This window comes from Paenarthrobacter aurescens, from assembly GCF_025421775.1.
In the GTDB taxonomy this organism is placed as follows: domain Bacteria; phylum Actinomycetota; class Actinomycetes; order Actinomycetales; family Micrococcaceae; genus Arthrobacter; species Arthrobacter aurescens_B.
Window position 1 is genome coordinate 70,329 of record NZ_JAOEFX010000005.1, and the last position, 23,062, is coordinate 93,390.

General features: G+C 62.4%; 20 protein-coding genes. 13 read left to right on the top strand and 7 right to left on the bottom strand.

What is annotated here, in order from left to right; translation table 11 throughout:
* Window positions 1-94: 94 nt before the first annotated feature.
* Both N7568_RS12095 and N7568_RS12100 read right to left on the bottom strand, forming a co-directional pair.
* On the bottom strand, window positions 95-883 hold the full coding sequence (locus N7568_RS12095) for a PspA/IM30 family protein (protein ID WP_014922264.1): 789 nt from the start codon (window positions 881-883) through the stop codon (window positions 95-97).
* A gap of 98 nt (window positions 884-981) precedes the next feature.
* The gene (locus tag N7568_RS12100; protein WP_261610076.1) at window positions 982-3,048 is read right to left on the bottom strand and encodes a TPM domain-containing protein; all 2,067 of its coding nucleotides are present in this window, start codon (window positions 3,046-3,048) and stop codon (window positions 982-984) included.
* A gap of 320 nt (window positions 3,049-3,368) precedes the next feature.
* Between N7568_RS12100 and N7568_RS12105 the strand changes: the two genes are divergently transcribed.
* From N7568_RS12105 to N7568_RS12130, 6 genes are all read left to right on the top strand, one after another.
* Entirely contained in the window at window positions 3,369-5,051 is a 1,683-nt protein-coding gene (locus N7568_RS12105; protein ID WP_261610077.1) for a S1C family serine protease, read from the top strand.
* A 227-nt stretch (window positions 5,052-5,278) separates the two neighbouring features.
* Window positions 5,279-6,082 carry an electron transfer flavoprotein subunit beta/FixA family protein gene (locus N7568_RS12110; protein ID WP_261610078.1) on the top strand — a complete coding sequence of 268 codons (804 nt, stop codon included), beginning with the start codon at window positions 5,279-5,281 and terminating at the stop codon, window positions 6,080-6,082.
* Between the two features lie 14 nt (window positions 6,083-6,096).
* A complete protein-coding gene (locus tag N7568_RS12115) occupies window positions 6,097-7,050 on the top strand; it encodes an electron transfer flavoprotein subunit alpha/FixB family protein (protein ID WP_261610079.1) in 954 nt (317 codons plus the stop codon).
* Window positions 7,051-7,055: 5 nt separating this feature from the next.
* Window positions 7,056-7,835 (top strand): PIG-L deacetylase family protein, encoded by a 780-nt coding sequence (locus N7568_RS12120; RefSeq protein WP_261610080.1) that lies wholly within the window; start codon window positions 7,056-7,058, stop codon window positions 7,833-7,835.
* Between the two features lie 74 nt (window positions 7,836-7,909).
* A complete protein-coding gene (locus tag N7568_RS12125; protein WP_261610081.1) occupies window positions 7,910-8,455 on the top strand; it encodes a gluconokinase in 546 nt (181 codons plus the stop codon).
* The gene (locus N7568_RS12130) at window positions 8,452-9,855 is read left to right on the top strand and encodes a GntP family permease (RefSeq protein ID WP_261610082.1); all 1,404 of its coding nucleotides are present in this window, start codon (window positions 8,452-8,454) and stop codon (window positions 9,853-9,855) included. The genes N7568_RS12125 and N7568_RS12130 overlap by 4 nt, the downstream gene beginning before the upstream one ends.
* 93 nt (window positions 9,856-9,948) lie before the next feature.
* Here the strand turns inward: N7568_RS12130 and N7568_RS12135 are convergent, their stop codons facing one another.
* From N7568_RS12135 to N7568_RS12150, 4 genes are all read right to left on the bottom strand, one after another.
* Window positions 9,949-10,782, bottom strand: a complete 834-nt coding sequence (locus tag N7568_RS12135; protein WP_261610083.1) for an anti-sigma factor — start codon at window positions 10,780-10,782, stop codon at window positions 9,949-9,951.
* Between the two features lies 1 nt (window position 10,783).
* The gene (gene sigK, locus N7568_RS12140; RefSeq protein ID WP_261610084.1) at window positions 10,784-11,389 is read right to left on the bottom strand and encodes an ECF RNA polymerase sigma factor SigK; all 606 of its coding nucleotides are present in this window, start codon (window positions 11,387-11,389) and stop codon (window positions 10,784-10,786) included.
* Window positions 11,390-11,578: 189 nt separating this feature from the next.
* Window positions 11,579-12,046, bottom strand: coding sequence for a tRNA (cytidine(34)-2'-O)-methyltransferase (locus N7568_RS12145; protein WP_261610085.1), 468 nt, complete (start codon window positions 12,044-12,046; stop codon window positions 11,579-11,581).
* 52 nt (window positions 12,047-12,098) lie between these two features.
* Complete coding sequence (locus tag N7568_RS12150; protein ID WP_261610086.1) at window positions 12,099-13,043, bottom strand: J domain-containing protein; 945 nt, start codon at window positions 13,041-13,043, stop codon at window positions 12,099-12,101.
* 122 nt (window positions 13,044-13,165) lie between these two features.
* Here N7568_RS12150 and N7568_RS12155 point away from each other — a divergent pair, with 122 nt between their 5' ends.
* The 5 genes from N7568_RS12155 to N7568_RS12175 all read left to right on the top strand — a co-directional run bounded on the left by N7568_RS12155 (window position 13,166) and on the right by N7568_RS12175 (window position 19,107).
* Window positions 13,166-14,101, top strand: a complete 936-nt coding sequence (locus N7568_RS12155) for a diacylglycerol/lipid kinase family protein (RefSeq protein WP_261610087.1) — start codon at window positions 13,166-13,168, stop codon at window positions 14,099-14,101.
* Between the two features lie 54 nt (window positions 14,102-14,155).
* Window positions 14,156-14,833 (top strand): hypothetical protein, encoded by a 678-nt coding sequence (locus N7568_RS12160; protein WP_261610088.1) that lies wholly within the window; start codon window positions 14,156-14,158, stop codon window positions 14,831-14,833.
* Between the two features lie 61 nt (window positions 14,834-14,894).
* A complete protein-coding gene (locus N7568_RS12165) occupies window positions 14,895-16,127 on the top strand; it encodes a cysteine desulfurase family protein (protein ID WP_261610089.1) in 1,233 nt (410 codons plus the stop codon).
* Window positions 16,128-16,251: 124 nt separating this feature from the next.
* The gene (gene mnmA / locus N7568_RS12170; RefSeq protein ID WP_261610090.1) at window positions 16,252-17,388 is read left to right on the top strand and encodes a tRNA 2-thiouridine(34) synthase MnmA; all 1,137 of its coding nucleotides are present in this window, start codon (window positions 16,252-16,254) and stop codon (window positions 17,386-17,388) included.
* A 93-nt stretch (window positions 17,389-17,481) separates the two neighbouring features.
* Window positions 17,482-19,107 carry a hypothetical protein gene (locus N7568_RS12175; protein ID WP_261610091.1) on the top strand — a complete coding sequence of 542 codons (1,626 nt, stop codon included), beginning with the start codon at window positions 17,482-17,484 and terminating at the stop codon, window positions 19,105-19,107.
* A gap of 29 nt (window positions 19,108-19,136) precedes the next feature.
* Here N7568_RS12175 and N7568_RS12180 read toward each other — a convergent pair whose 3' ends face one another.
* Window positions 19,137-19,964, bottom strand: a complete 828-nt coding sequence (locus N7568_RS12180) for a caspase family protein (protein ID WP_261610092.1) — start codon at window positions 19,962-19,964, stop codon at window positions 19,137-19,139.
* A gap of 247 nt (window positions 19,965-20,211) precedes the next feature.
* Between N7568_RS12180 and N7568_RS12185 the strand changes: the two genes are divergently transcribed.
* Window positions 20,212-21,840, top strand: coding sequence for an ABC transporter substrate-binding protein (locus N7568_RS12185; RefSeq protein WP_261610093.1), 1,629 nt, complete (start codon window positions 20,212-20,214; stop codon window positions 21,838-21,840).
* A 128-nt stretch (window positions 21,841-21,968) separates the two neighbouring features.
* Window positions 21,969-23,060, top strand: coding sequence for an ABC transporter permease (locus N7568_RS12190; protein ID WP_261610094.1), 1,092 nt, complete (start codon window positions 21,969-21,971; stop codon window positions 23,058-23,060).
* The last annotated feature ends 2 nt before the right edge of the window (window positions 23,061-23,062 follow it).

The window sequence follows — 23,062 nt, forward strand, 5'->3', positions numbered from 1 at the left end:
AATGCGGCAAAGGACAAAAGAATGGACCGGATCCTTTGAGGATCCGGTCCATTTCGTTTCAGCGGCACAAATCGGGCGGTGTGCCCTACTTTTCCTAGAGCTTGTCGAAGTCGGCTTCGTCCACCGTTGCACCTGTTGAAGCGGGTGCTCCAGCGCCGATGGCAGGCTTGGAGCCGCCCGACTTCAGTGCTGCAAGGCGGGCTTCGATCTCGGTCTGCTCTCCGAGGTCCTCAAGCTGGTTGAACTGGGCGTCGAGGCTGGAGCTGGCGAGTTCCTGCTGTCCCAGAACCTTGGCCTCTTCACGCCGGATCTTCTCTTCGAAGCGGCCAACCTCGCTGGTGGGATCCATGATGTCAATGCTCTTGAGCGCGTCGTGAACCTGGGACTGCGCGGCCGCAGTCTTGGAGCGCGCCACAAGCTCGTTGCGCTTGGCGGTCAGTTGGTTGAGCTTGTTCTTCATCTGGTCAAGCCCGGTCTTGAGCTTGTCCACTACCTCGGTCTGGGATGCGATGCTTGGCTCTGCTGCTTTTGCCTCGGACTCAGCGGTCATCTGGCGCTGGATGGCTACCTTGGCAAGGTTGTCGAACTTCTGGGCATCCACGGGATCCCCGGCGGAACGGTACTCATCGGCTTTCCGCGACGCTGCCAGTGCCTTGTTGCCCCAGTCCTGGGCGTTCTTGACGTCTTCGTTGTAGTCCGCCTGCAGCATCCGCAGATTGCCGATGGTCTGGGCCACGGCTGATTCGGCCTCGGCAATGTTGTTCGTGTAGTCGCGGACCATCTGGTCCAGCATCTTCTGCGGGTCCTCAGCCTGGTCCAGCAAGGCGTTGATGTTTGCCTTGGCGAGCTGCGAGATCCGACCGAAAATGGACTGCTTAACCATGGTGTTGCCTTTCGTCCTGCTCAGTGGTTCCACTGAAATCAGTGATCAGTTGTTGTACCGCTTCTATGCGGGGCATGGACCCCACTTAGTCTGTAGGGCTAGAAGCTACCGGAGTCTCCGCCGCCGAAGTCGCCTCCGCCGCCGCCCCAGTCGCCGCCGCCACCGGAGTCGCCGCCGAAGAAGCCACCGCCGCCGCCTCCGCCGTCGTTGTTGCCGCCGCCCCAGCCGCCTCCGCCGCCGTTGAAGATGGAGTTGATGAGAATGCCGCCGAGAATGGCACCGCCAAGGCCGCCGCCTCCGCCGCCACCGCCGAACATGCCACCGCGCCCGTAGCCTTGGCCTTGGTCTGCATAGCCGAACTGATCGACGTCGGACTGCGCAAGTTGGGCCGCCTGGGCAGCGAGTGAGTGTGCCTGCTGGGCGTAGGTCAGCGCCGTGACGGGATCATTGCGTGAGATGGACAGCGCGTAATCGAGATTGCGCTGGGCCTCAGCCAACCTGGTCCGGGCCTCCGTGCCCACACCACCGCGTCGGGCAGTGATGTAGTCGGAAGTGGCGCTGATCTGGGCCTGGGCAGCCATGATGGTCTGCTGCAGCGATGCCTGGGCCCGGCGGGCCTGCTCCTGCTGGTCGCGAATACCGGACAAGGACTGGTCCAGAGCTTGATGGGCCGACTCCACGCGGCTGAGCGTAGCGATGGGATCAATCTTTCCGCCTTGGATCTCGGTCTTCACCTGGGCCAAGGCGGCTTCCACACCCGCTACGGGGCCGGCGAGTTCAGGGTGCTCGCCCGATTGGATCATGGCCCTCGCCTGGGCAAGGTCCTGGCTGGTTTCTGCCACGGCGCCTTCCAGGGACGCCCGGGCCTCATCCAGGCTGCCGGCCGTCTTGGAAATGGCATCGATCAACACGTTGGTCTGGTGCAGGCTTTCCTCTGCGGCTCGAACGGCTACAGCCGCCATGCTGTTTTCGCCGGCGGCCAGCTTCTCTTGGGCCGCAGTCACGGCATTCTGCACGAACGCGAGCCGCTCCTTCGCCTGCAGTATGTTGTCCGAGACCTGCGCCAAGGCGGATTCTGCGTACTTGGCACGCAATCCCTCCAACGATTGCTCGGCGTTGGCGATCTTTGCATCGGCGTCCTTGGCTCCCGCGGATACCGCTGCAAGGGCCTGGGGCGCGTTCTTTTCAAGCTCCCGCAACGAGTCGAAGTCGGCTTTCTGGTCACGCAGCGACGCGAGCGCTGCCTCCGACCGGCGGATGATCTCCCCAAGCCAGCTCCGCTGCTGTTCCTCGGTGTCGGGGATATGGTCGTCCAACTGCTGCTGAAGCTTGAAGGATTCCGTCATGTGGGCCTTGGCTTCTTCCAACGCTTTGGTGAAGTTGCCAATCGCGGCATCACCGTACTGCGCCTGGGCAAATCCGAGTTCCTGCTCGCTGGACTTGATGGCGTCATCCGCTTCGATCAACAGCGAGCCGCTCTTCTGGCGCAGTTCCGGGATGCTCAAGCCGGCGAGCGGATCAAGCTGTTCACCTTGCGGTCCGTAGCTGGCGCTGACAGCCTGGGTGCCGCTTTTCTTGCGACGGTTTCGCAGGTAGAGGTAGGTGCCGGCACCGCCGGCCGCTACAACTCCAACCCCGACAAGGACACCGACGCCGGCATTCCCGCTGGGCACTGTCCCGCTTCCACCGCCCGCGGCATCGCCGATGGCAGCAGCCGTATCTATGGCTGCTTGGGCGTAGTCCTTCTTGCCGCCTGCCAGATTGGCAACAACGGCGTTCTGAGCGATTGCCGACTGCTTGGAGTAGATGGAGCTGCCCGAATTCAGGGCAAAGTTGTACTGGCCAGCCGTGGAAATCGCCAGAATGGCGTCCGGCTTGCCCATGAGCTTCTTATCGGCAACGGCCTTGGTCCACTCTTTGGGGTCCGAGGGGTTGGTGAAGGAGTCCACGGTCACCACGTACAGGTTGTACTTGTGATCCTTGAGCGTCTTTTGGATGGCTTCCTGGACCTCGCCTTTTCGGCTGCCCAGGACGTTGGCGTCGTCCACGATGTTCTGGCCGGATGGAATGGTCACCGGATCAGCGGCCCAAGCAGCTGTGGCCGGGAAAGCCAACAGCCCAGCCACGCCAATTCCGGCGAGTACGCGTTTAAATATTGACCGCATGTGCAACCCTTCAGCACGTCTGCGACTGGAACAAGGCGTACCAATCGTCACAGAATGCTCAGCGCCCCCACGCATGGTGTAAAGCCGCAGGTCGCTGTGGCAATTCCTCTTGATTCTATGGTGCACCCCATGACCCGTCCACAGGGGTGAATATGCCACCAGCGAAATATAGGAGAGAGCCGGATTGTTGAGGCGTTGAGGCTAATTTGGGGAAGCCTACTCAGGCAGCCGAACTCTTTCAGCAAGCTCCCAGCGAACGTCCGCTTTTGTTCCAGTTATTGGGTACATAGTTATGGAAGACGAGGACGAAAGGAAGACCCATGACGGAGAACCCAGCGCAGGGCACCGCACCGGAGGACCGCGAGCCAGCTGAGCCGCGGGATACGACCGGCGAGCATACCGATGCCACCGCTACCCAGCAGCAGCCAGCCTGGACTTCAGGGAAAGAGGCGGAGGGCGGCAATGCCCGGCCCACCACACCCTTGCCAGCCTTCCAGCCCCCGGCATCGGCCCCCGGCTCGGATCAGCATGCGGCCCCCGAACAGCATGCAGGCCAGTACGGCGGCCAGAACAGTGCTCAGGCTCCGGGCGCGGGCCAGTATGGTGCCCCGGCTCAGCACGCAGCCCAGGCCGGCCACTCAGGTGCCCCTGCCCCGTACTACGGCGCTCCACAACACCAGGATCCGGCCCACCGCCCGGGCTACCCCCAGCATCAACCGTTCTACGGCGGGGGCGCAAACCCCCAAGGCCAGCACGGACCCGGACTGCAGCACGCGCCTGGGAACTCAGCTGTTGCCACGAAGCGAAAGCCTGCGTTCGGCGTTGGCACGCTCGTGGCGAGCATGCTCGCAGCAGGCCTGATCGGTGGCGGAGTGGTGGCCGGAAGCAACGTGCTCTGGGACCAGCCGGCACCGGCCGCGTCAACGAGCGGACAGTCGAGCACCGTCATTGTGAACAACAAGGATGACGTCAACGTCATCACTGCAGCGGCCGCCAAAGCGTCGCCCAGCGTCGTGACCATCAAGGCAACCAGCGGCAACGAGGGTGGAACCGGTTCCGGGATCATTCTCGATGACCAAGGCCACATCCTCACGAACACCCACGTCGTGACGCTGGACGGTGCCACAGCCAACGCAGCCATCGAAGTACGCACCAACGACGGCAAGGTCCTCAAGGCCACCGTTGTAGGGACGGACCCGCTGTCCGACCTCGCCGTCATCAAAGTCAGTGACGCATCCGGTTTGGTTCCGGCAACGCTCGGTGACTCGTCCAAGATCAACGTGGGGGACACCGCCGTCGCCATCGGTTCGCCGCTGGGCCTGACCGGTACGGTAACCGACGGCATTGTTTCCACGCTCAATCGGACCATCAGTGTTGCGTCGTCGGCCGTACCGGAAGGTACGCCTGATGAGAGCCAGGGTGGCGACGAAGGCTTCCAGTTCGCGCCGCCAAACGGCGGGCAGAGCCAGCGGACAGCCAATGAGGGGTCCATCGCCATCAACGTTATCCAGACGGACGCAGCCATTAACCCCGGTAACTCCGGTGGTGCGTTGGTGAACAGCAAGGGCGAGGTCATCGGCGTTAACGTCGCGATTGCATCTGCAGGCAGTGGGACATCCGATTCCTCCACCGGCAACATCGGCGTCGGCTTCAGCGTCCCGATCAACCACGCCAAGCGTGTTGCACAGGAAATCATCGACAACGGCAAGGCCAGCCACGGACAGTTCGGTGTGTCAGTGCGTTCGAAGTCGTCCACAGGCAGCGATTCCGGATTCTCTGTCGGTGCCGAGGTTGCTTCGGTGACTTCCGGTTCCGCTGCAGCCAAGGCAGGGCTCAAGGTTGGCGATGTAGTCACCAAGTTCGGTGACTACGCTGTCAGCGACCCGAACCAACTGACCGCGGCCGTCCGCGAACAGCCGGCAGGTGCCAAGGTCAAGGTCACCATTGAACGTGGTGGCCAGACGCAGGAAGTTGAGGTTACCCTCGACGCCGCCCAACAGTAGACGGCAGGAACAGCGCACGACGGCGGGCCGCACCTCACAGGTGCGGCCCGCCGTTTGCCATCCCCGGCATACCCATGCGGTGAAACAGGGGTTAACGCTGGGAGTGGCTTTCTGCGGGCAATATGCTTAGCTAGGACGAGCCCACGCGCTGGGCAATTCACGGCCACGCTGTTGCGGTTGGCCGTCCACAAGCATGGAAGGCTGCTTCGAAGACAGTGGAAGAGACATTGAAGATTGTCGTTCTGGTCAAGCACGTCCCGGACGCCCAGTTCGACCGGCACATTACCGGACCTGGCAACACAACCGACCGTGATGAGAGCATCTTGTCCGAACTGGATGAGTACGCCCTTGAGGCAGCGCTGCAGTTGGCAGAGGAACGCGGAGGACCGAAGGCCGGTAACGAGGTCATTGCCTTGAGCATGGGCCCGTCCGGTGCGGTCAACGCTGTGAAGAAGTCGCTCCAGATCGGGGCGTATTCCGGCGTCCACCTTAGCGATGACGCTTTGGCCGGTTCTGATGCAGCTGCCACCTCGCTGGCGCTCGCCGCCGCGATCCGCCACATCTCGGCCGACGGCCGCCCGGTTGATCTGGTGCTGACGGGCATGGCGTCCACGGACGGCGAGACATCCCTGATCCCTGCCCAACTCGCCGAACGCTTGTCGTTCCCGCAGGTTACCTTTGCTTCCAGCCTTGAGGTTGCGGCCGGTCAGGTCAGTGCCCGCCGCGATGCCGGAGCCTTCTCTGAAACCGTTGAAGCGCAGCTCCCTGCAGTTGTTTCGGTTACCGATCAGATCAACGAGCCGCGATACCCCAACTTTAAGGGCATCCTGGCTGCCAAGAAGAAGAAGATCGCCTCCTTGTCGCTGGCCGACATCGGCGTGGACGCCTCGCAGGTGGGCCTGGCTGGATCCTGGACGGTGGTGGAGTCTGCTGAGGCCCGCCCACCGCGGACCGCAGGGACCATCATCACCGACGACGGCGACGCCGGCATCAAGCTGGTCGACTTCCTCGCCGCACAGAAGCTGCTCTAGAGGGGACTCCAATCATGGCAAATGCACTTGTTTTCATTGACAACCCGGGAGCGGCTCTCAAGAAGAGCAGCCTGGAGCTCCTGACCATCGCCCGCTCGCTGGGGGAGACCGCCGTCGCGTTCACCGGTGAGCTGAACGACGACGTCGCGGCCACCTTGGGTGCCTACGGCGCCACTACGGTTTACCTGCCGTCGGCGGAGGACCTCGACAACTACCTGGTTGGCCCGAAGGCCGCCTACCTTGCTGCTGCGGTACAGAGCTCGGGAGCCACGGCTGTTCTCCTGGACAACTCGCCCGAGGGCAAGGAAATCGCGGGCAGGCTTGGCATCAAGCTCAATGCCGGCGTCATCACCGATGTCGTGGGCGTTGAGGCTGATGGTACGGCACACAAGTCGGTTCTGGCAGGCTCTTACAACACCACGGCGAAGGCCACCACTCCGGTGACGGTCCTTTCGGTCAAGGCGAACAACGTGGAGCCTTCGCCGGTTGGTGCTGCGGCTGCCCCGGCCACTGCAACGGTTGAAGTACCGGCAGGCGCGATCACCAACTCTGCACGCATCGCTGCCCGGACCGAGAAGCCGGTCAGCGGCCGCCCGGACCTCAGCGAAGCGAGGATCGTCGTTGCCGGCGGCCGCGGCGTTGACGGTGACTTCAGCCCGGTCGAAGAGCTCGCCGACGCCCTGGGCGCGGCAGTAGGCGCATCCCGCGCTGCCACCGACGCAGGATGGATCGGGCACGACGCGCAGGTAGGCCAGACCGGCGTCACGGTATCACCGCAGCTTTACATTTCTGCCGGAATCTCAGGAGCCATCCAGCAGAAGGCTGGAATGCAGACGTCCAAGGTCATTGTGGCCATCAATAAGGACGCAGAATCGCCGGTGTTCGAAATTGCCGATTACGGCATCATCGGTGACCTCTTCAAGGTCCTTCCGCAGGCCACGGCCGAAATCAAAAAGCGGAAAGGCTGATCCCTTTGCCCACTGACGTCACGTCAGCAAAGAGCCCGTTCGACGCCTCCGCGGAGCGCGTTGAGCGGGTGCTTTGTTTTACTGCCCATCCCGACGATATCGACTTTGGCGCCGCCGGGACCATCGCGGCCTGGACGGCAGCCGGCGTAAAGGTCAGCTATTGCATCATGACCGACGGCGACGCCGGCGGTTTCGATCCTGTGGACCGGGAACGGATAGTCGAACTCCGTGCCGAAGAGCAAAGGCGTGCGGCCGCCCTTGTGGGTGTCACGGACATCCATTACCTTCATGAGCGCGACGGGTACCTCGAGCCGACACATGGCGTCATCAAGCAGGTGGTGAAGCTGATCCGTGAAATCCGTCCGGACATCGTGCTGACCATGCACCCGGAACGGAACTGGGACCGCCTCCAGAAGAGCCACCCTGACCACTTGGCAGCGGGGGAGGCCGTGACCCGGGCGGTTTATCCTGCAGTGGAGAATCCCTTCGCCTATCCGGAACTTGCTGAAGCCGGTCTTGACGCCTTCAAACTGCCATGGTTGTGGTTTATTTCCAGCCCGGAGTCCCGGGAGAACCACTTTGTGGACGTCTCGGGCCACGTCGACGCCAAGCTCGATGCCATCCGGGTCCACGCAAGCCAGCACCCGGATATCGACGGCATGGAGCGCGTAGTGCGGAGCTTGATGTTGGCTAACGGGGAACGTGGAGGGCTGCCCGCCGGGACCAGCGCCGAGGGCTTCCATGTGGTCTCCGTCAACGGATCCACCACCATCGCCGGCTTCTGACGTTGCCGTGGTGTAACCCGTGTCATATGCTTGATCTCGGTTAAATCATATTTATTCGAGGAAGGCAGACTTTGATGGCGAAGACTGCGCAACAACCCGTACTGGTGATTATGGGAGTCTCCGGTTCTGGAAAATCCACCGTGGCCGGCGTCCTTGCCGGCAAATTGGGATGGGACCTGGCCGAGGGCGATGATCTTCATCCCGAAGCGAATGTGGCCAAGATGCAGGCGGGGCAAGCCCTCAGTGATGAGGATCGCTGGCCGTGGCTGAATATCATCTCGGAATGGATCCGGGAACGTGCTGATGCCGGAGTGCCGGCCATCATCACGTGCTCGGCCTTGAAGAAGAAGTACCGCGACGTGCTTCGTGGCGAAGGTGTTGTCTTTGTCTTCCTGCAAGGAAGCAAGGACAAGATCTCCGACCGTCTGGCCTCCAGGCACGGTCACTTCATGCCGCCGTCGCTTCTGGAATCGCAGTTTGACGCACTTGAGGAACCCACGGAAGACGAGAATTACATCTCGCTGTGCGTTTCAGCGTCTCCTGCCGAAGAAGCGGACGAGGTCATTGAACGCCTTGGTCTCCGCCCTGTTGGCGCAGGCACCGGAACGACCAAGCTGTGAGGGCGCTGGAAACCGCGACGCAAGTACAGGAATGGACCGGGCACGATACCCGGCTGCTGGTGGTGGCAGCCCTGGGTATCGCACTGATTGTGGTCCTGATCGCGAAGCTGAAATTCCATCCGTTCCTGGCCCTTATCCTGGGTTCGGCTTTCGTTGGTCTGGCCTCTGACGTCGAACTTGGCAAGGTGGTCACCAACTTCGAGGACGGTGTTGGTGGTGTCCTTAAGGAAGTCGGCCTGTTGATTGCCCTCGGGGCCATGCTCGGCAAGCTGCTGGCTGATTCCGGCGGTGCAAACCGTGTGGTGGACACCTTGCTGGCCAAAGCCAGCGGAAACAAGTTGGTCTGGATGATCACCCTTGTGGCCGTGATCATTGGCTTGCCCATGTTCTTCGAAATCGGACTTGTCCTGCTGCTTCCCGTGATCGTCCTGGTGACCCAACGATCCAAGATGAAGCTGATGCGCATCGCCATCCCGGCGTTGGCCGGACTGTCAGTTCTCCACGGCCTTGTGCCACCGCACCCGGGTCCCCTCATCGCCATCAGCGCGGTGAAGGCTGAGCTTGGGACAACGCTGGGCTTGGGCATCCTCGTGGCGATCCCCACTGTCATCATCTGTGGTCCGCTCTTCTCACGGCTGGCTGCCCGTTGGGTACCCGTCGACGCCCCGGCCGTGGCCGGCGGCATCGATACCCAGCACGCAACGGACTTCAGCGACGTCAAGCGCCAGCCGTCGTTCCTGGTGACCCTGCTGACCATCATCTTCCCGGTGGTCCTCATGCTGTTGAAGGCCTTGGGCGGCATCATCTGGCCGGACCCGGAGACGGCACCTGCACTCCGGATCTTCTTCGACTTCGTCGGCCAGCCTCTGGTGGCAATGACGTTGGCAGTGCTTGCTGCCATCGTGACGTTCGGTTATGCAGTGGGCTTCACCGGCAGCAACATCACCGCCAAGTTGGGGGCCAGCCTCGGCCCCATTGCCGCGATCCTGCTCATCGTGGGCGCGGGCGGCGGTTTCAAGCAGACGCTGATCGGGGCCGGTGTGGGTGACGCCGTCAAGAAGTGGGCCGAGGGTGCCAACATGTCGGTCCTGGTGCTCGGCTTCATCGTTGCCGTGGCTCTGCGGCTTGCCACGGGCTCTGCAACGGTCGCTACTGTGACCGCGGCAGGTATTGTGGCACCTCTTGCCAGCAGCTTGAGCCCCACGCACGCAGCCCTGTTGGCCTTGGCGATTGGCGCCGGCTCGCTGTTCCTGTCCCACGTCAACGACGCGGGGTTCTGGTTGGTCAAGGAACTATTCGGCCTGACTGTTGGGCAGACGTTCAAGACGTGGTCCGTCATGGAGACACTGATCTCCGTGGTCGGATTCGGATTCGTGATGCTTCTATCGCTCGTGTTGTAGCTGCGTAATCCGCCAACAAATGCTCGACGGCGGCCGTCGCCAAGGTGGGGCGGCCGCCGTCGTGCATTAAGTCGTCGTGCTTGAGCCAGAGATTCAGGCGCTGAGCGCTACCACCAGGACCGGAGCCGTGGTCGGGGAAAGGGATCCGCCAGTGGGTTCCACGGTGATGGCTACGGATGAAGCGGACGACAAGCCCTTCACAACAGCCGGCTTGGAGAGGGTCTGGGCGTCCATGGTGCCCTGCGGGACAGGGGCAGAACCGTCCTTGGGAAGCGTCCACAACTGGTAGACCTTGCCCTCCGGAGCAGGCGCAACACCATCCATCAGGACGACGAATGAGTCCTTGGCCGATGAAGCGGAGATGGTGGCGGTTCCGCCGCCGGGAACAGACGCCGACTTCTTCTGGACGTCCTGTGCTTGCAGCACCTGATTGACAGGATCATTCTGAGCAGAGACGTAAGTACCTACCCCGATACCACCGAGAGCGATCACCGCTGCGGCTGCTGCGCCGACGATCCACCGGCGTGCGCCACCAAGGCGCTGACGCTCTTCCCGCTTGGTCCTCGCGGCCGCAAGATCGTCGACGGCGGGGCTTGCCGTCTCGGCACTTGCTGGCTCGGCAGGCGGATTGTTGGAGGCCTCGTTGGTAATTCGCTCCATGATGTTGCCAAAGAGGGCTGCCGGTGGCGTTTCTTCGGGTGCGAAGCTGACTGCCAAGGCCTCCCGGGCTTCACGGACCCGTTCGAAAAACTCCGGGGCTTCCGGGGCGTCTTTGACGTACTCGTCGATCATTACCCGTTCGTCGTCGCTGACGGCGTCCAAGGCGTAAATCTCCGCCAGTTCGAGGACGCGGCCCTCGGCGAGGTCGGTAGCGATGTCGTTGGCAAACATTCTGCGGATAAAGCCTCCACTGGTGTTTTCACTCATTTCAACCCACCCCCAGGCAGGTTTTAAGACGCAGCAGTCCATCGCGGATGCGGGACTTGATGGTCGGGACGGCCGCGCCGAGGTGTTCGGCGACCTCCCGGTACGTCAGGCCGCCGTAGTAGGCAAGCCTGACCGATTCACGCTGGGTGTCCGTCAGGGTGCCCAGGCATCGGCTGACGGCCTCGGCCTCCAAATTCGTGTCGGCCTCCTCCGCAACGAGGTCACGGTCCGGGTCCTGGCTCGACGCGCCATACTTGGCTTCGCGGTCTGTGGCAGCCTGCACGGCCCGCACACGGTCGATGGCACGGCGATGAGCGATCGTCATGATCCAGGCCAGCGGTGTTCCGGCGGAGCGATCGAACTTTGCCGCCCCCTGCCACACCTGAATGAAGACTTCCTGCGTGGCGTCCTCGCTCAAGTCGGGATCTATCAGGACGCGCTTGGCCATGCCAAAGACGCGCCGCGAGGTCAGGCGGTAGAACTCGGCAAAGGCCTGCTGGTCGCCGGTGGCCACGAGTTCGAGCAAACCAGCCAGTTGCGAATTCAGATCAGTCGCAGTGCCGGTAGCCTCGAAGACCGGTGGGCCGGGAGTGTTGGGGATGTCCATCACCGTCCAGCATATGTCGTCCCGTTTGAAACCGGCAGCACGACCATGTTGTGTTGCGGGCGCGGCGGTGCAGCGTCTTGCCGTTTTCACCCTGGTCTGCAGCGCGCTCACGTAGGCTCCCTCAATGAATGTCCCGGGCAGGAGTTGTCCCTGCATAAGGTATTCGGTGCTGTGGCGCCCCTGGATGGGCTAGACCTTGGCGCCGGCAAATCCGTTCTGTCGCCACGCTTCAAAGACTGCGATCGAGGCAGCGTTCGCGAGGTTGAGTGAGCGGAGGGATGGCTTCATGGGAAGGCGGACGCGCGCTGTGACGTGCGGGTCTTTCTTGAGCCAGTCCGGCAGTCCCACTGATTCCGGACCGAACATCAGGACGTCGCCTTCCCGGTAACTGACATCTGTGTATGAAGTCTCGCCGTCGGAGGTGAATGCGAAGACGCGTTCCGGCTGCAAAGCTGCCCAGGCGGCATCGATGTCCTTATGCACAGTAACGACGGCGAGATCGTGGTAATCAAGACCGGCGCGGCGTAACTTGGCGTCGGAAAAATCAAAGCCGAGTGGCTCCACCAAGTGAAGCTCGGCCCCCGTGATGGCTGCAAGGCGGATGGCGTTGCCCGTGTTGCCCGGGATTTCTGGAGTGTGGAAGAGGATGCGGAACACTGTCCCATCTTAGTCAGCCCCGTGCCCGGCGGCCGCCGTGTGCAGGTACGGCCTAGTGCATCCCGCGAAGCAACCGCGCCAGGACGGGGATCACCACGGTGTTTGGCGCGGGCCCCGAGCTGAGGAATTGCTTGAGCCCCCTGACCAGCCCTGCGCCATTGACTACCTCTACGGTGTTGAGGCTGGACTGCCCTTTACCGTACTGGTCGATGACGGGTTCATGGAGGTTGCCATCGGGACCGTGCAGGACAACCCAGCCCGTGACGTTGAGTTCTGGGAAGATGTCCTGCATATGGCGAACGATATGCGCCAACTGCGGGGGAGCCACGGAACGGCCCCCATGGCGCAGGGAATGGCCATCCCAGGCGTAGGCGCCCTTGGGGAGCAGCATCGAGCCGACCAACGCCAACCGGTAGCCGGACAGGACCGCGTGGTCGATGTGGTTGTTGTCCGAAGGTGAGCGCAGGCCGTTGATGAGCCGGGCCGCGGGAATAGCGGGCAGAACCTGGCGGCTGATGAGCTGCACGGTGCGCATTTCCCGTTGGATGCGCGCTTCGGCACCAAAGATTCCTCGTTTGCGCGGAAGCCCGTGGACCTGTTGGGCTGCTTCCGCAGCTGTTATGAGGGGCACTTCGTTGGGATCGTCAAAGGCCGGTACGTAGACCGGAGGATCGCCTGCCGTATTGCGCTGGGCCTGGGGTCGCTTGACGTTTGTGGTGGCCGAAGGTCCGGGTGCGGCCGTGCCCGTATAGTCGCCTGGCCTCGGCTGGCTACGGCCGGAGGCCCCACTGGCGTACCTCCGGTCGTATTCGGCCCTCCGCTGCGGGTCGATCAGGGTTTCATACGCGAGGGTTACCCGCCGGAACGTTTCCGCTTCGCCGCCGTGATCGGGATGGGCTTTCCGGGCAGCCTTACGGTAGGCAACTTTGATCTCCTTGTCCGTTGCTGTGACGGACACCCGGAGAACCTGATAGTGCGAACTGCTGCCCTCGGCCAAGCACGGGCCCTTCTCTAAAGACGGTGGTCCGCGCCGGGAAGCGCGGTACAGGCAAGTTTATCCAGCCACTAGGTGAACGTTGGCACCATGGTGCGTGGTTCCCGGCTGGCATAATTCGGGCTGTGAATCCTCCGGAACCCGCGCACCCCTCCAGCCCACCGGGGAAGATCGCCATAGCCATCAACCCTGCAGCCTCTTTCGGCCGCACCCGCAATGCCGGGTACCACGCCGCAGGCCACTTCCGCGACGCCGGGTGGGACGTCGTCGTACTGGAAGCGGACAGTTATGACTCCTTAAGGCAGCTCGTTGATGAAACCCTTGGCGCGCGAGCCAAGGTTGAGGCATTGGTGGTGGTGGGCGGCGACGGCATGGTCCATTTGGGCGTCAATGCGCTGGCGGGCCTGGACATACCTCTTGGCATTGTTCCCAGCGGAACGGGCAATGACGTTGCGCGGCTGTTGGAGGTTCCCCTGCAGGACACCGCGGCCGCATGCAGCCACATCGTGGCCGCGTTGGGGGCCGGCGGACGCTGGATGGACATCGGCCGGGTCACGGCAGCCGGCGGCACCTGCACCTACTTCGCCGGCGTCCTCTCGGCCGGGTTTGATGCCGCCGTTAACGAACGGGCCAACACGTGGCGCTGGCCACGGGGGAAGAGCCGCTACAACCTGGCGATGCTGAGGGAGCTCGGCTCTTTCCGGCAGATCGAATACACAGTGACCGCGGACCACCGGACATGGCGGCAGCCGGCGTTGCTGATTTCGGTAGCGAATGGCCAGTTCATCGGTGGCGGCATGAGGATCACGCCCGATGCCTCGCCCGACGACGGGTGGCTGGACCTGTTTGTGGTCAAACCGTTGTCCCGGATCCGTTTCCTCGCGGTGTTTCCGAAGGTGTTTGCTGGAAAGCACACCAGCCACCCTGCTGTGGACATTACGCGGGTCCGGAAGGTACGGCTGGAGGCAGAGAACGTGGTGGCGTACGCCGACGGGGAGCGCATAGCGGCGTTGCCCATCGACGTCGACATCGTTCCTGGTGGCCTAAGGGTTCTCGCCTAGGAGGTTAGACTCGATCGCGGCAGAAGGACCGCAGGACTGCAACGGCAAGGAGCGATGGTGGCGAGTAGCGTTCGACGACGACTGGCTGGGTTTGCTGTCCTGGGTGCCGTTGGATTGGTACTGGCTGCCTGCAGCGTTAACGTTCCGGATCCCGCGTCGCCGAAACCATCACCGTCTGAATCCACTCTGGCTACGCCGACCATTACACCGGGCCACGACGCCGCCGCCGTTGCGGCGAAAGACCTCCCCTTGGCAGCTGGGGGCACACTGGCTCCGGGGGATCCTGTGACGGTCGCCCTGCGATTGGAGGAAGTTCCCGGATGGACAGTGGTGCATTCCGCTCTCCAGGGCGAGGTCAGGTACCAGAAGGCTGATGGGTGCACTCTCGTTGCCCGAGTCAGCGTCAACCAGGAGCCGCTGGTTGTGGCGGGCGACGACGCAGCATCCACCAAGGAACTCTTCCGTTATCTGGACCCGGGAATCGCTGTGGAGAATTTGAAGCCCGTTCTGCTGCGGTGGGGACAAGACTCCGATAAACCCCAGCACAGCGCGGAGTTCCTCGCCTTGGATTCGTCAGCAGCGTCCGGCGGGAAGGCCGCTGTTGTCTTTGCCCGGCTCTTCAGTGTTCCGGCGTCTTCGGTGTACGTCTCGATTGCCTGCCCGGATGACGGGGCCTTGGCCAAGGCCCGTGCTGAGGCGGCGGCCCAGCTTGTGGTGGTCCCGCCAGGTTAAGCAAGGATCGTGGCTGCGAAAGAGACAACTGCGTTCTGGGTCCCATCGGTAGAATGGCAAGGTGCCTGTATACCTCGATCACGCTGCCACCACGCCCCTGTCGGCAGAAGCACTCGCCGTCATGACGCGGGAGCTGGCGCGAACCGGCAATCCGTCCTCACTGCACGGAGCGGGTCGTCGCGCCCGGCGCGCCGTAGAGGATGCCCGTGAAATGCTGGCCGCAGCAGCCGGCGCCCATCCTTCGGAGGTCATCTTCACCTCGGGTGGAACCGAAGCGGACAACTTGGCTGTCAAGGGCTTGTTCTGGGCCCGCAGGGACGAGGACCCCCGCCGGACGAGGGTCTTGTGCTCCGCCGTCGAACATCATGCGGTCCTTGACACTGTGGAGTGGCTGGAGCGGCACGAAGGTGCAGACGTTGTGTGGCTACCCGTCGATGAGTCCGGCACCGTACGGCTCGAGGTCCTTCAACGGGAGATCGAGAGGGATCCCGGATCAATTGCACTCATCACCATCATGTGGGCCAACAATGAAGTGGGCACCATCCAACCAGTCACGGAGATCGTCGAGCTCGCAAAGCCCCATGGAATCCCGGTCCACTCCGACGCTGTGCAGGCCTTCGGTTCGGTCCCCGTGGATTTCCGGGGGAGCGGACTCGCGGCAATGTCGGTGTCCGGGCACAAGCTTGGCGGCCCAGTGGGCGTGGGCGCGCTCTTCCTGGGGAGGGCCGTGAAATTGACGCCGGTACAGCACGGTGGCGGCCAGGAACGTGATGTTCGCTCGGGAACCCTCGACACCCCGGCCATTGCCGCATTCGCCGCCGCGGCTGAGGCAGTCACCGGGAACCTGGCCGAAGAGCGGGAACGGCTCAGCGCGTTGCGCGACCGTCTGATCGATGGCGTCTGCGCTACGGTGCCCGACGCAGTGCTGCGGGGTGCCGCGGGAGAGCGGCGGCTGCCGGGAAATGCCCACTTCACGTTCCCGGGGTGCGAAGGCGATTCGCTCCTCTTCCTGCTGGACCTGGCAGGCGTTGAATCATCCACTGGCTCTGCCTGCACGGCAGGAGTCCCGCGCCCATCGCACGTGCTGCTGGCCATGGGCCTGGACGAGGAAACTGCCCGCGGCGCCCAGCGTTTCACTTTGGGCCACAGCTCCACGGACGCGGATGTGGACGCGCTGCTGAAGGCTCTTCCCGAAGCATGCTCAAGGGCACGGCAGGCAGGAATGGCCGGTCACGAGTCCAGCATCCAGACGGCGGCAACAGTGGCGCGGCAGGGATCGCCGACGTCCTTGTAGCGGTGGCTTGGTGGCGCGGGTCAACGGATTTAGCGCAGGCATGGTATTGCAGGCTAGAATAGATGGGCACCCCGGCTGCTCTGAGCCGGAACAGTTGCCACAGCCCCCGACCCGGAAAGCCAGCATGCGAGTACTTGCAGCAATGAGCGGCGGAGTGGACTCCGCCGTAGCCGCCGCCCGCGCCGTAGAGGCCGGACACGACGTCGTCGGAGTCCACCTCGCGTTGTCGCGCATGCCCGGCACCCTGCGCACCGGAAGCCGGGGTTGCTGCACCATCGAGGACTCCCGTGACGCCTGGCGTGCATGCGACGTCCTGGGTATCCCTTACTACGTGTGGGATTTCTCGGAACGCTTCAAGGAAGACGTCGTCCAGGACTTCATCGATGAATACGCTGCTGGCCGGACGCCAAACCCCTGCATGCGCTGCAACGAGCGCATCAAGTTCGCTGCCTTGCTGGAGAAGGCCATTGCCCTCGGCTTCGATGCCGTATGCACCGGGCATTACGCCAAGGTGATCGAAGATGCCGACGGCAACCGGGAACTCCACCGCGCCGCCGACTGGGCCAAGGACCAAAGCTATGTTCTCGGCGTCCTGACCCACGAGCAGCTCAAGCACTCCATGTTCCCGCTGGCGGACACGCCGTCCAAGGCAGAAGTGCGTGCGGAAGCTGAGCGGCGGGGCCTGTCAGTGGCCAACAAGCCGGACAGCCACGACATCTGCTTCATCTCCGACGGCGACACCCGTGGCTGGCTGGCCGAAAAGATTGACATGACCACCGGCGACATCGTTGACGAGACCGGGGCCAAGGTAGGCGAACATCCCGGTGCCAACGCCTTCACAGTGGGACAGCGCCGTGGATTGAAGCTGGGAACTCCGGCCGCTGATGGCAAACCGCGCTTTGTCCTGGAGATCCGTCCCAAGGAAAACAAGGTGGTTGTGGGACCCGAAGCCTTGCTTGCCATCGACGAGATCCGGGGCATCAAGGTTTCGTGGGCAGGCTTACCCATCTCCGAAGTTGCGACGGGCGCGGAGTTCGATTGCCATGCCCAAGTACGGGCTCACGGGGATCCCGTTCCGGCGCGTGCGTATGTAGAAATCGTTGACGACTCAGGCGATCAGCGGGCCGAACTCGTTGTCACCCTGACCGACCCTCTCCGCGGTGTGGCTCCGGGACAAACGGTGGTCCTTTACCAGGGCAGCCGTGTCTTGGGGCAGGCAACCATTGACGCCGCCCGATCCCTGCAGCGTGTAGCGCTCTAGGAGGCATTGCCTCCGGATTACCGCGCCTCCATACTGGGCTAAGCAGCTCTTCCGCTGCGGTGTTTGGGGTCCGCATTCGGGACGGCGATGACTGTGGCATTTCCAAAGAAGAGCCCGGGAGACATCAAGGCCGGGCAGATGGTCTCCGTGACCGTTCTGGCTGAGGGGCCGATTGGCTCCTCAGGGGGACCTCCGCTGACAGCGCAGGTTCGTATTCCGGTTGAGCGTCTAAGGCGTGGTCCCACGGGCCACCGATACGCCATCCACATCCGGAAGTGGCGGGGGACTACTGTGTCCCCGGTGACCCTGACGCGGCAGGGAGACCCTTGGCTGTTGGTCTCTGAACCCCCACCTGACGGGCTGCGCGAACTCTTGGATGACACCCGCTTCCTGGCCCAGCATGTTTACGGCGTGGCGATGAGCACATTGGACATTTTCGAATCCACCCTCGGCAGGCGCATGCCATGGAATCCGGAAGGCCGGGTGGTTCTCAAGGCGCGGGATCTGGTGACTGCTACTGACACCGGCTATGAGCGGGGAACCAACGTCATACGGTTCGGATCAGTGGACCGCATGGGTTACAAAGTCCCCACCGCCCTCTACAGGGACATCGTCGCCCACGAAGTGACACATGCCATTCTGGATGGATTCCGGCCCGCATGGGCGGACCACATGGCCACCATGGAGCAACTGGCCATGCACGAGGCGCTGGCAGACATCGTGGCCATTCTTTCGGTATTTTCTTCACGCGAAGTTGTATACCGGCAACTCGAAGCGGCCGCCGGTGGCTTTGAGGCCGGGCAGGTGGTGGATGACGCCGTCTTGATGCGTTCCCTCTTCGACTTCGCCCGCGACCTTTTTGCGCGGGGTCCCCTGCGTGAGCCGTTCGTTGGTGCTGTGCCGGAAAATTGGCAGACACTGCCGGAGCCGCACATGCGGGGTGCCGTCGTGGTAGGTGCGGTGCTCCGGGCCGTCCAGCGCCTCTGGTCGGAGAGGATCGCACGGTTCGGGGACGGCCAAAGCCTGCAACAGAAGGCTGAATCAGGATCAATCGTGGCCATCAGGGTCCTGCGGATGGTGATCCGTGGACTCTCGTACATGCCTCCAGTTGATGTTTCCTGGCGTGATCTCCTGCGCGGAATCATTGCCGCAGATCTGGACATGGTTCCTGAGGATAACCATGGATACCGCGAGGCTCTCCAGTCAGAGTTCTCCGCCATTGGTATCCGGCGGGTGTCAATGAACAACATCAGTGGCGTGGACAACTACCAGGGTCTCCGTTACCCGATCCGCCTTTCTGCCCTCGGCTCCGACCCGCAGGAGGTGCAGCGTTTCGTTTGGGAGAACCCCCGGCTTCTGGAAGCTGCGCGGCTTGAACGGCGCACGCCACTGAGCTCCACTCGAGTACGCACCTCTGAGCGTGTCTCCCCGGATGGGTTCATCATTTCCGAAATAGGGGCCTCTTTTATCCAGACGGTCCGCATGGGCAGACGGGAAGCGTACGTCCGCCTTGGGTTGAAGACACGGAGGGATTTCGTGGACATCCGCGGGGGAGGACTGCTGCGTTTCGATGCTGGTGGCCGCCTCGTGTACGCAGCCCTCAAACCTGTGATGGACAGGGAACGCCAGGCGCAACTGTTTGGTTCGGACCAGCGCCATGATGCAGAGGAGGCTGCGTCCTCCGGAGTCCGGGACAAGTTCCACGGCACCGGAGATTAGCCGGTGACCGGATTGACGCCAGCGGAAGGTCAGCTGCCCCACGCGGCGTTGCGTGCCGCCGTCGACGCTTCCAGCTGGGCGATCTGGTCGAAACCGCCGGTCTTCAGCCCCTTGCTGACGAGCTTCAGAATCTCCGCCCGCCCGGCTGTATTGTCCCCCTCCAGGGACTTCACGAAGTTGTAGGTGAAGGCGCCGTTGTATCGGCCGTCAATCAAGGCATCGGCGGCTGTCTGGTCGGAGCGGCATGCCGCCATCAGTACCGGCGTGGAGAGCTTCGCAGTTTTGACCATGTCGCGCAGGCTGCGGGTGTCCTTGGATTCGTTGGCAATTACTGCCCGGGGCGTGGGCGCCGGCAGGAAGCGTGGGCGGCGACCCGGAAGCAGGTCCAGCGACTTCAGCCCAGTCCCGCTGTGGCAGGTGTCCAGCACAACGTCCATCAACACACCCTTGGGCAGCCTGGCGAAGAGGGTTGCCAGTTCGTCGTCTGTGATGACCGTACTGAAATCCCAGGCGTCTCCGGCGTCATTGATGTCGTAGCATGCGAAGGCCTCGTCCAGGCGGTCACTTTCATCCCCGCTGGTGTCGGGCACCTGCGTCCCGTGGCTGGAGAAGGTGAACACGATGTGGGTAGCTGTACCCGCCACCGCTGCGTCCACCAATTTGGTCAGTTCAGCCATGACCGTTTTCTTGACAGCCTTGGCATCGCGCAGCACCGTGATGGCAGAACTTTCGAAACCGTATTGTTTTTCAAGCATCCCGGCCAGGTCTTCGGCATCGTTGACGCAGCCGTTGAGCCAACTGGACTGGGGGAGGAACTTGAACTTGTTGATCCCTACACAAAGTGCTGCCTTGCTCATGTGCTTGTCCTTTGGGCGGTCTTTCAGTGAGTGGGGACTCGGAACCTACGATATTCCGGCGCGTCACCCGGAGCAATGGCCGGGAGGCTTTCGAAGAAAGCTACTGGAAAGTAAATTTTGTGTCTCAAATCACTAAAATGTAGGTTCGCGGCCTGCGAAGTCTGGTTGAATCGAGGCACTAAGAGTGTGCGCCGTCACAAATATCCCACGGCGGCGCGCCGAATCCATCGAACAGAAGGTTCACCAGATGGCACTGAACAAGAAGGCCCTGCACGGCGCTATCGCGCTGGCGGGCATTTCCGCGCTCGCCCTGACGGCATGCACGGGACCCTCCGGCGGCGGCTCATCGTCCGCACCGGCCGCTGCAGGCCCCATCGCCTACGGCACCACAGACAAGGTCACATCACTGGACCCCGCCGGATCCTATGACAACGGTTCGTTCATGGTGATGAACCAGATCTATTCCTTCCTCTTGAACTCCAAGCCCGGTGGCGCGGACCCCGTGCCCGACCTTGCGGAATCGTCGTCGTTCACGTCGCCGTCCGAGTACACGGTCAAGCTCAAATCCGGATTGAAGTGGGCCAATGGCCACACGTTGGATTCCAAGGACGTCAAGTTCTCGTTTGACCGCCAGGTGGCGATCAATGACCCCGCTGGTCCGGCGTCGTTGCTGACCAATATCGAGAGCGTCACTGCGCCCGATGCCACCACCGTTGTGTTCAAGCTCAAGAACGCCAACGACCAAACGTTCAGCCAGATCCTCAGCAGCCCTGCCGCGCCGATCGTCGACGACGAAGTCTTCCCGGCGGACAAAGTGCTTTCTGACGACGAGATCATCAAGGCCAACGCGTTCCACGGCCAGTACACCATTGACAGCTACAAGAAGAATGAGCTCGTCAGCTTCAAGGCGTTCGCGGATTACCAAGGCGTTCTGGGTAAGCCGGCAAACGATGCAGCCACCATCAAGTACTACGCCAGCCCCACCAACCTGAAGCTGGAAATCCAGCAGGGAGCCATTGACGTTGCCTTCCGCAGCCTGAGCGCGACAGACATCGACGATCTCCGCAAGGACTCCAAGGTCAAGGTACTCACAGGGCCGGGTGGCGAAATCCGCTACATCACGTTCAACTTCGACACCATGCCGTACGGAACCAAGGCTGCGGGCGCGGACCCGGCCAAGGCGCTGGCCGTTCGCCAGGCCGTGGCCAACCTTGTTGACCGGCAGGCAATCGCCGACCAGGTTTACAAGGGCACGTACCTGCCGTTGTACTCCAACGTCCCGAGTGGATTCCTCGGTGCCAACGAGTCGTTCAAGGACGCTTATGGTGATGCCGGCAAGCCGAGCCTGGACAAGGCCAAGAAAGTCCTGGCCGACGCCGGGATCACCGAACCCGTGGCCCTGAACCTCCAGTACAACCCGGACCACTACGGCGGATCCTCGGGTGACGAGTACGCCATGGTCAAGGAGCAGTTGGAGAAGTCCGGCCTCTTCACAGTGAACCTGCAGTCCACGGAGTGGGTCACCTACAGCAAGGCCAGCCGTGCAGATGAATACCCGTTGTTCCAGTTTGGCTGGTTCCCGGACTTCAGCGATGCCGATAACTACCTGACTCCGTTCTTCCCGGAGGGTGGGTTCCTGAAGAACCACTACAACAACGCCACGGTGAACGAACTGATCAGCAAGCAGCTCACCGATGCGGACAAGACCAGCCGCGAGTCGGCCATCAAGGATGTCCAGAATGCGCTCGCCAAGGACATTTCCACGCTGCCCCTGCTCCAGGGTGCACAGGTGGCTGTGGTCGGAAGTGGCGTGAACGGCGTCGACAAGACACTGGATCCGTCCTTCAAGTTCCGCCTGGGAGTCATTTCCAAGTAACCGCACCACTGTGACCAGAAGGCAGGCGGGACACTGATCCGGTGTCCCGCCTCCTTTGCTGACCACCACCTTGGCCGGCACGCATGAGCCAATCCCGCGCAATCCACGGGCAGGAAATACAGGTAATAATGACAACACTTATTGAGGTACCCGAGGCCGAGCCCGGGATCGTTGCTCCGAAGAGCAAGTCCAAAGCCGGGGGAGGGCTCGGCAGATATATCGTGATCCGGTTCTTCCTGATCATCCCCACCGTCTTCATCCTGGTGACACTGGTGTTCTTCCTGATGAGGGTCATTGGAGATCCCATCACGGCATCACAAGGCGGCCGGCTTCCTCCGGATGTCCTGGCCCAACGCATCCACGACGCCGGCTACGACCGCCCCATTCTGATCCAGTACTTCGAGTATCTTGGCCAGCTCATCACCGGCAACTTTGGCACCACGATCACCGACCGGCGACCAGTGGTTGAAGTTCTGACCACCTTTGGCGCCGCAACCCTTGAGCTGTCCATCAACGCCCTCATCGTGGCGCTCGCAGTCGGAATTCCCTTCGGGCTCATCGCGGCCCAGCACCGGGACAGGACCCCGGACGCATTCCTGAGGTTCTTCGCGATCCTCTGCTACGCCACTCCGGTGTTCTTCTCGGGCCTGCTTCTCAAGCTCACCTTTTCCGTATGGCTCGGATGGTTCCCCGTCGCGGGCCGGGCCTCCACCCGGACTGAACTGGCCATGAGCAGTCTTGAAGCCCCGTCCGGTATCTATTGGCTGGACGCGATCCGCAGCGGTAACTTCGCAGCACTCGGCGACATCGTTTCCCATGCGGTACTCCCGGCCATAGCCCTCGGCCTGCTGACCGCCGGTGTCTTCCTCCGCCTTGTGCGCACCAACGTTATAGGCACCCTGGGCAAGGACTACATCGAGGCGGGACGTTCCAGAGGCGTCAGTGAGTTCCGCTTGGTGACCAAGCACGCATACAAACCGGCGCTGATCCCCATCATCACGGTCATGGGTTTGCAGATTGCCTTGATGCTGGGCGGTGCCATCCTCACCGAAACCACGTTCGAATGGAAGGGGCTGGGGTACCAGTTGGTGCAGTATCTGAATGCCCGTGACTTCGTGGCCGTCCAGGGAATCGTTGTCCTTCTGGCCATCATCGTCGCCGTTACCAACTTCGTCGTGGACATTATTGCCGCGCTCATCGACCCCCGAGTGAGGTACTGACC

What these genes read in the sequence shown, in the direction of transcription:
- N7568_RS12095 (WP_014922264.1), bottom strand. Translation starts at nt 883, where the DNA reads ATGGTTAAGCAGTCCATTTTCGGTCGGATCTCGCAGCTCGCCAAGGCA.
- N7568_RS12100 (WP_261610076.1), bottom strand. Translation starts at nt 3,048, where the DNA reads ATGCGGTCAATATTTAAACGCGTACTCGCCGGAATTGGCGTGGCTGGG.
- N7568_RS12105 (WP_261610077.1), top strand. Translation starts at nt 3,369, where the DNA reads ATGACGGAGAACCCAGCGCAGGGCACCGCACCGGAGGACCGCGAGCCA.
- N7568_RS12115 (WP_261610079.1), top strand. Translation starts at nt 6,097, where the DNA reads ATGGCAAATGCACTTGTTTTCATTGACAACCCGGGAGCGGCTCTCAAG.
- N7568_RS12125 (WP_261610081.1), top strand. Translation starts at nt 7,910, where the DNA reads ATGGCGAAGACTGCGCAACAACCCGTACTGGTGATTATGGGAGTCTCC.
- N7568_RS12135 (WP_261610083.1), bottom strand. Translation starts at nt 10,782, where the DNA reads ATGAGTGAAAACACCAGTGGAGGCTTTATCCGCAGAATGTTTGCCAAC.
- sigK (WP_261610084.1), bottom strand. Translation starts at nt 11,389, where the DNA reads ATGGACATCCCCAACACTCCCGGCCCACCGGTCTTCGAGGCTACCGGC.
- N7568_RS12160 (WP_261610088.1), top strand. Translation starts at nt 14,156, where the DNA reads ATGGTGGCGAGTAGCGTTCGACGACGACTGGCTGGGTTTGCTGTCCTG.
- mnmA (WP_261610090.1), top strand. Translation starts at nt 16,252, where the DNA reads ATGCGAGTACTTGCAGCAATGAGCGGCGGAGTGGACTCCGCCGTAGCC.
- N7568_RS12180 (WP_261610092.1), bottom strand. Translation starts at nt 19,964, where the DNA reads ATGAGCAAGGCAGCACTTTGTGTAGGGATCAACAAGTTCAAGTTCCTC.
- N7568_RS12185 (WP_261610093.1), top strand. Translation starts at nt 20,212, where the DNA reads ATGGCACTGAACAAGAAGGCCCTGCACGGCGCTATCGCGCTGGCGGGC.
- N7568_RS12190 (WP_261610094.1), top strand. Translation starts at nt 21,969, where the DNA reads ATGACAACACTTATTGAGGTACCCGAGGCCGAGCCCGGGATCGTTGCT.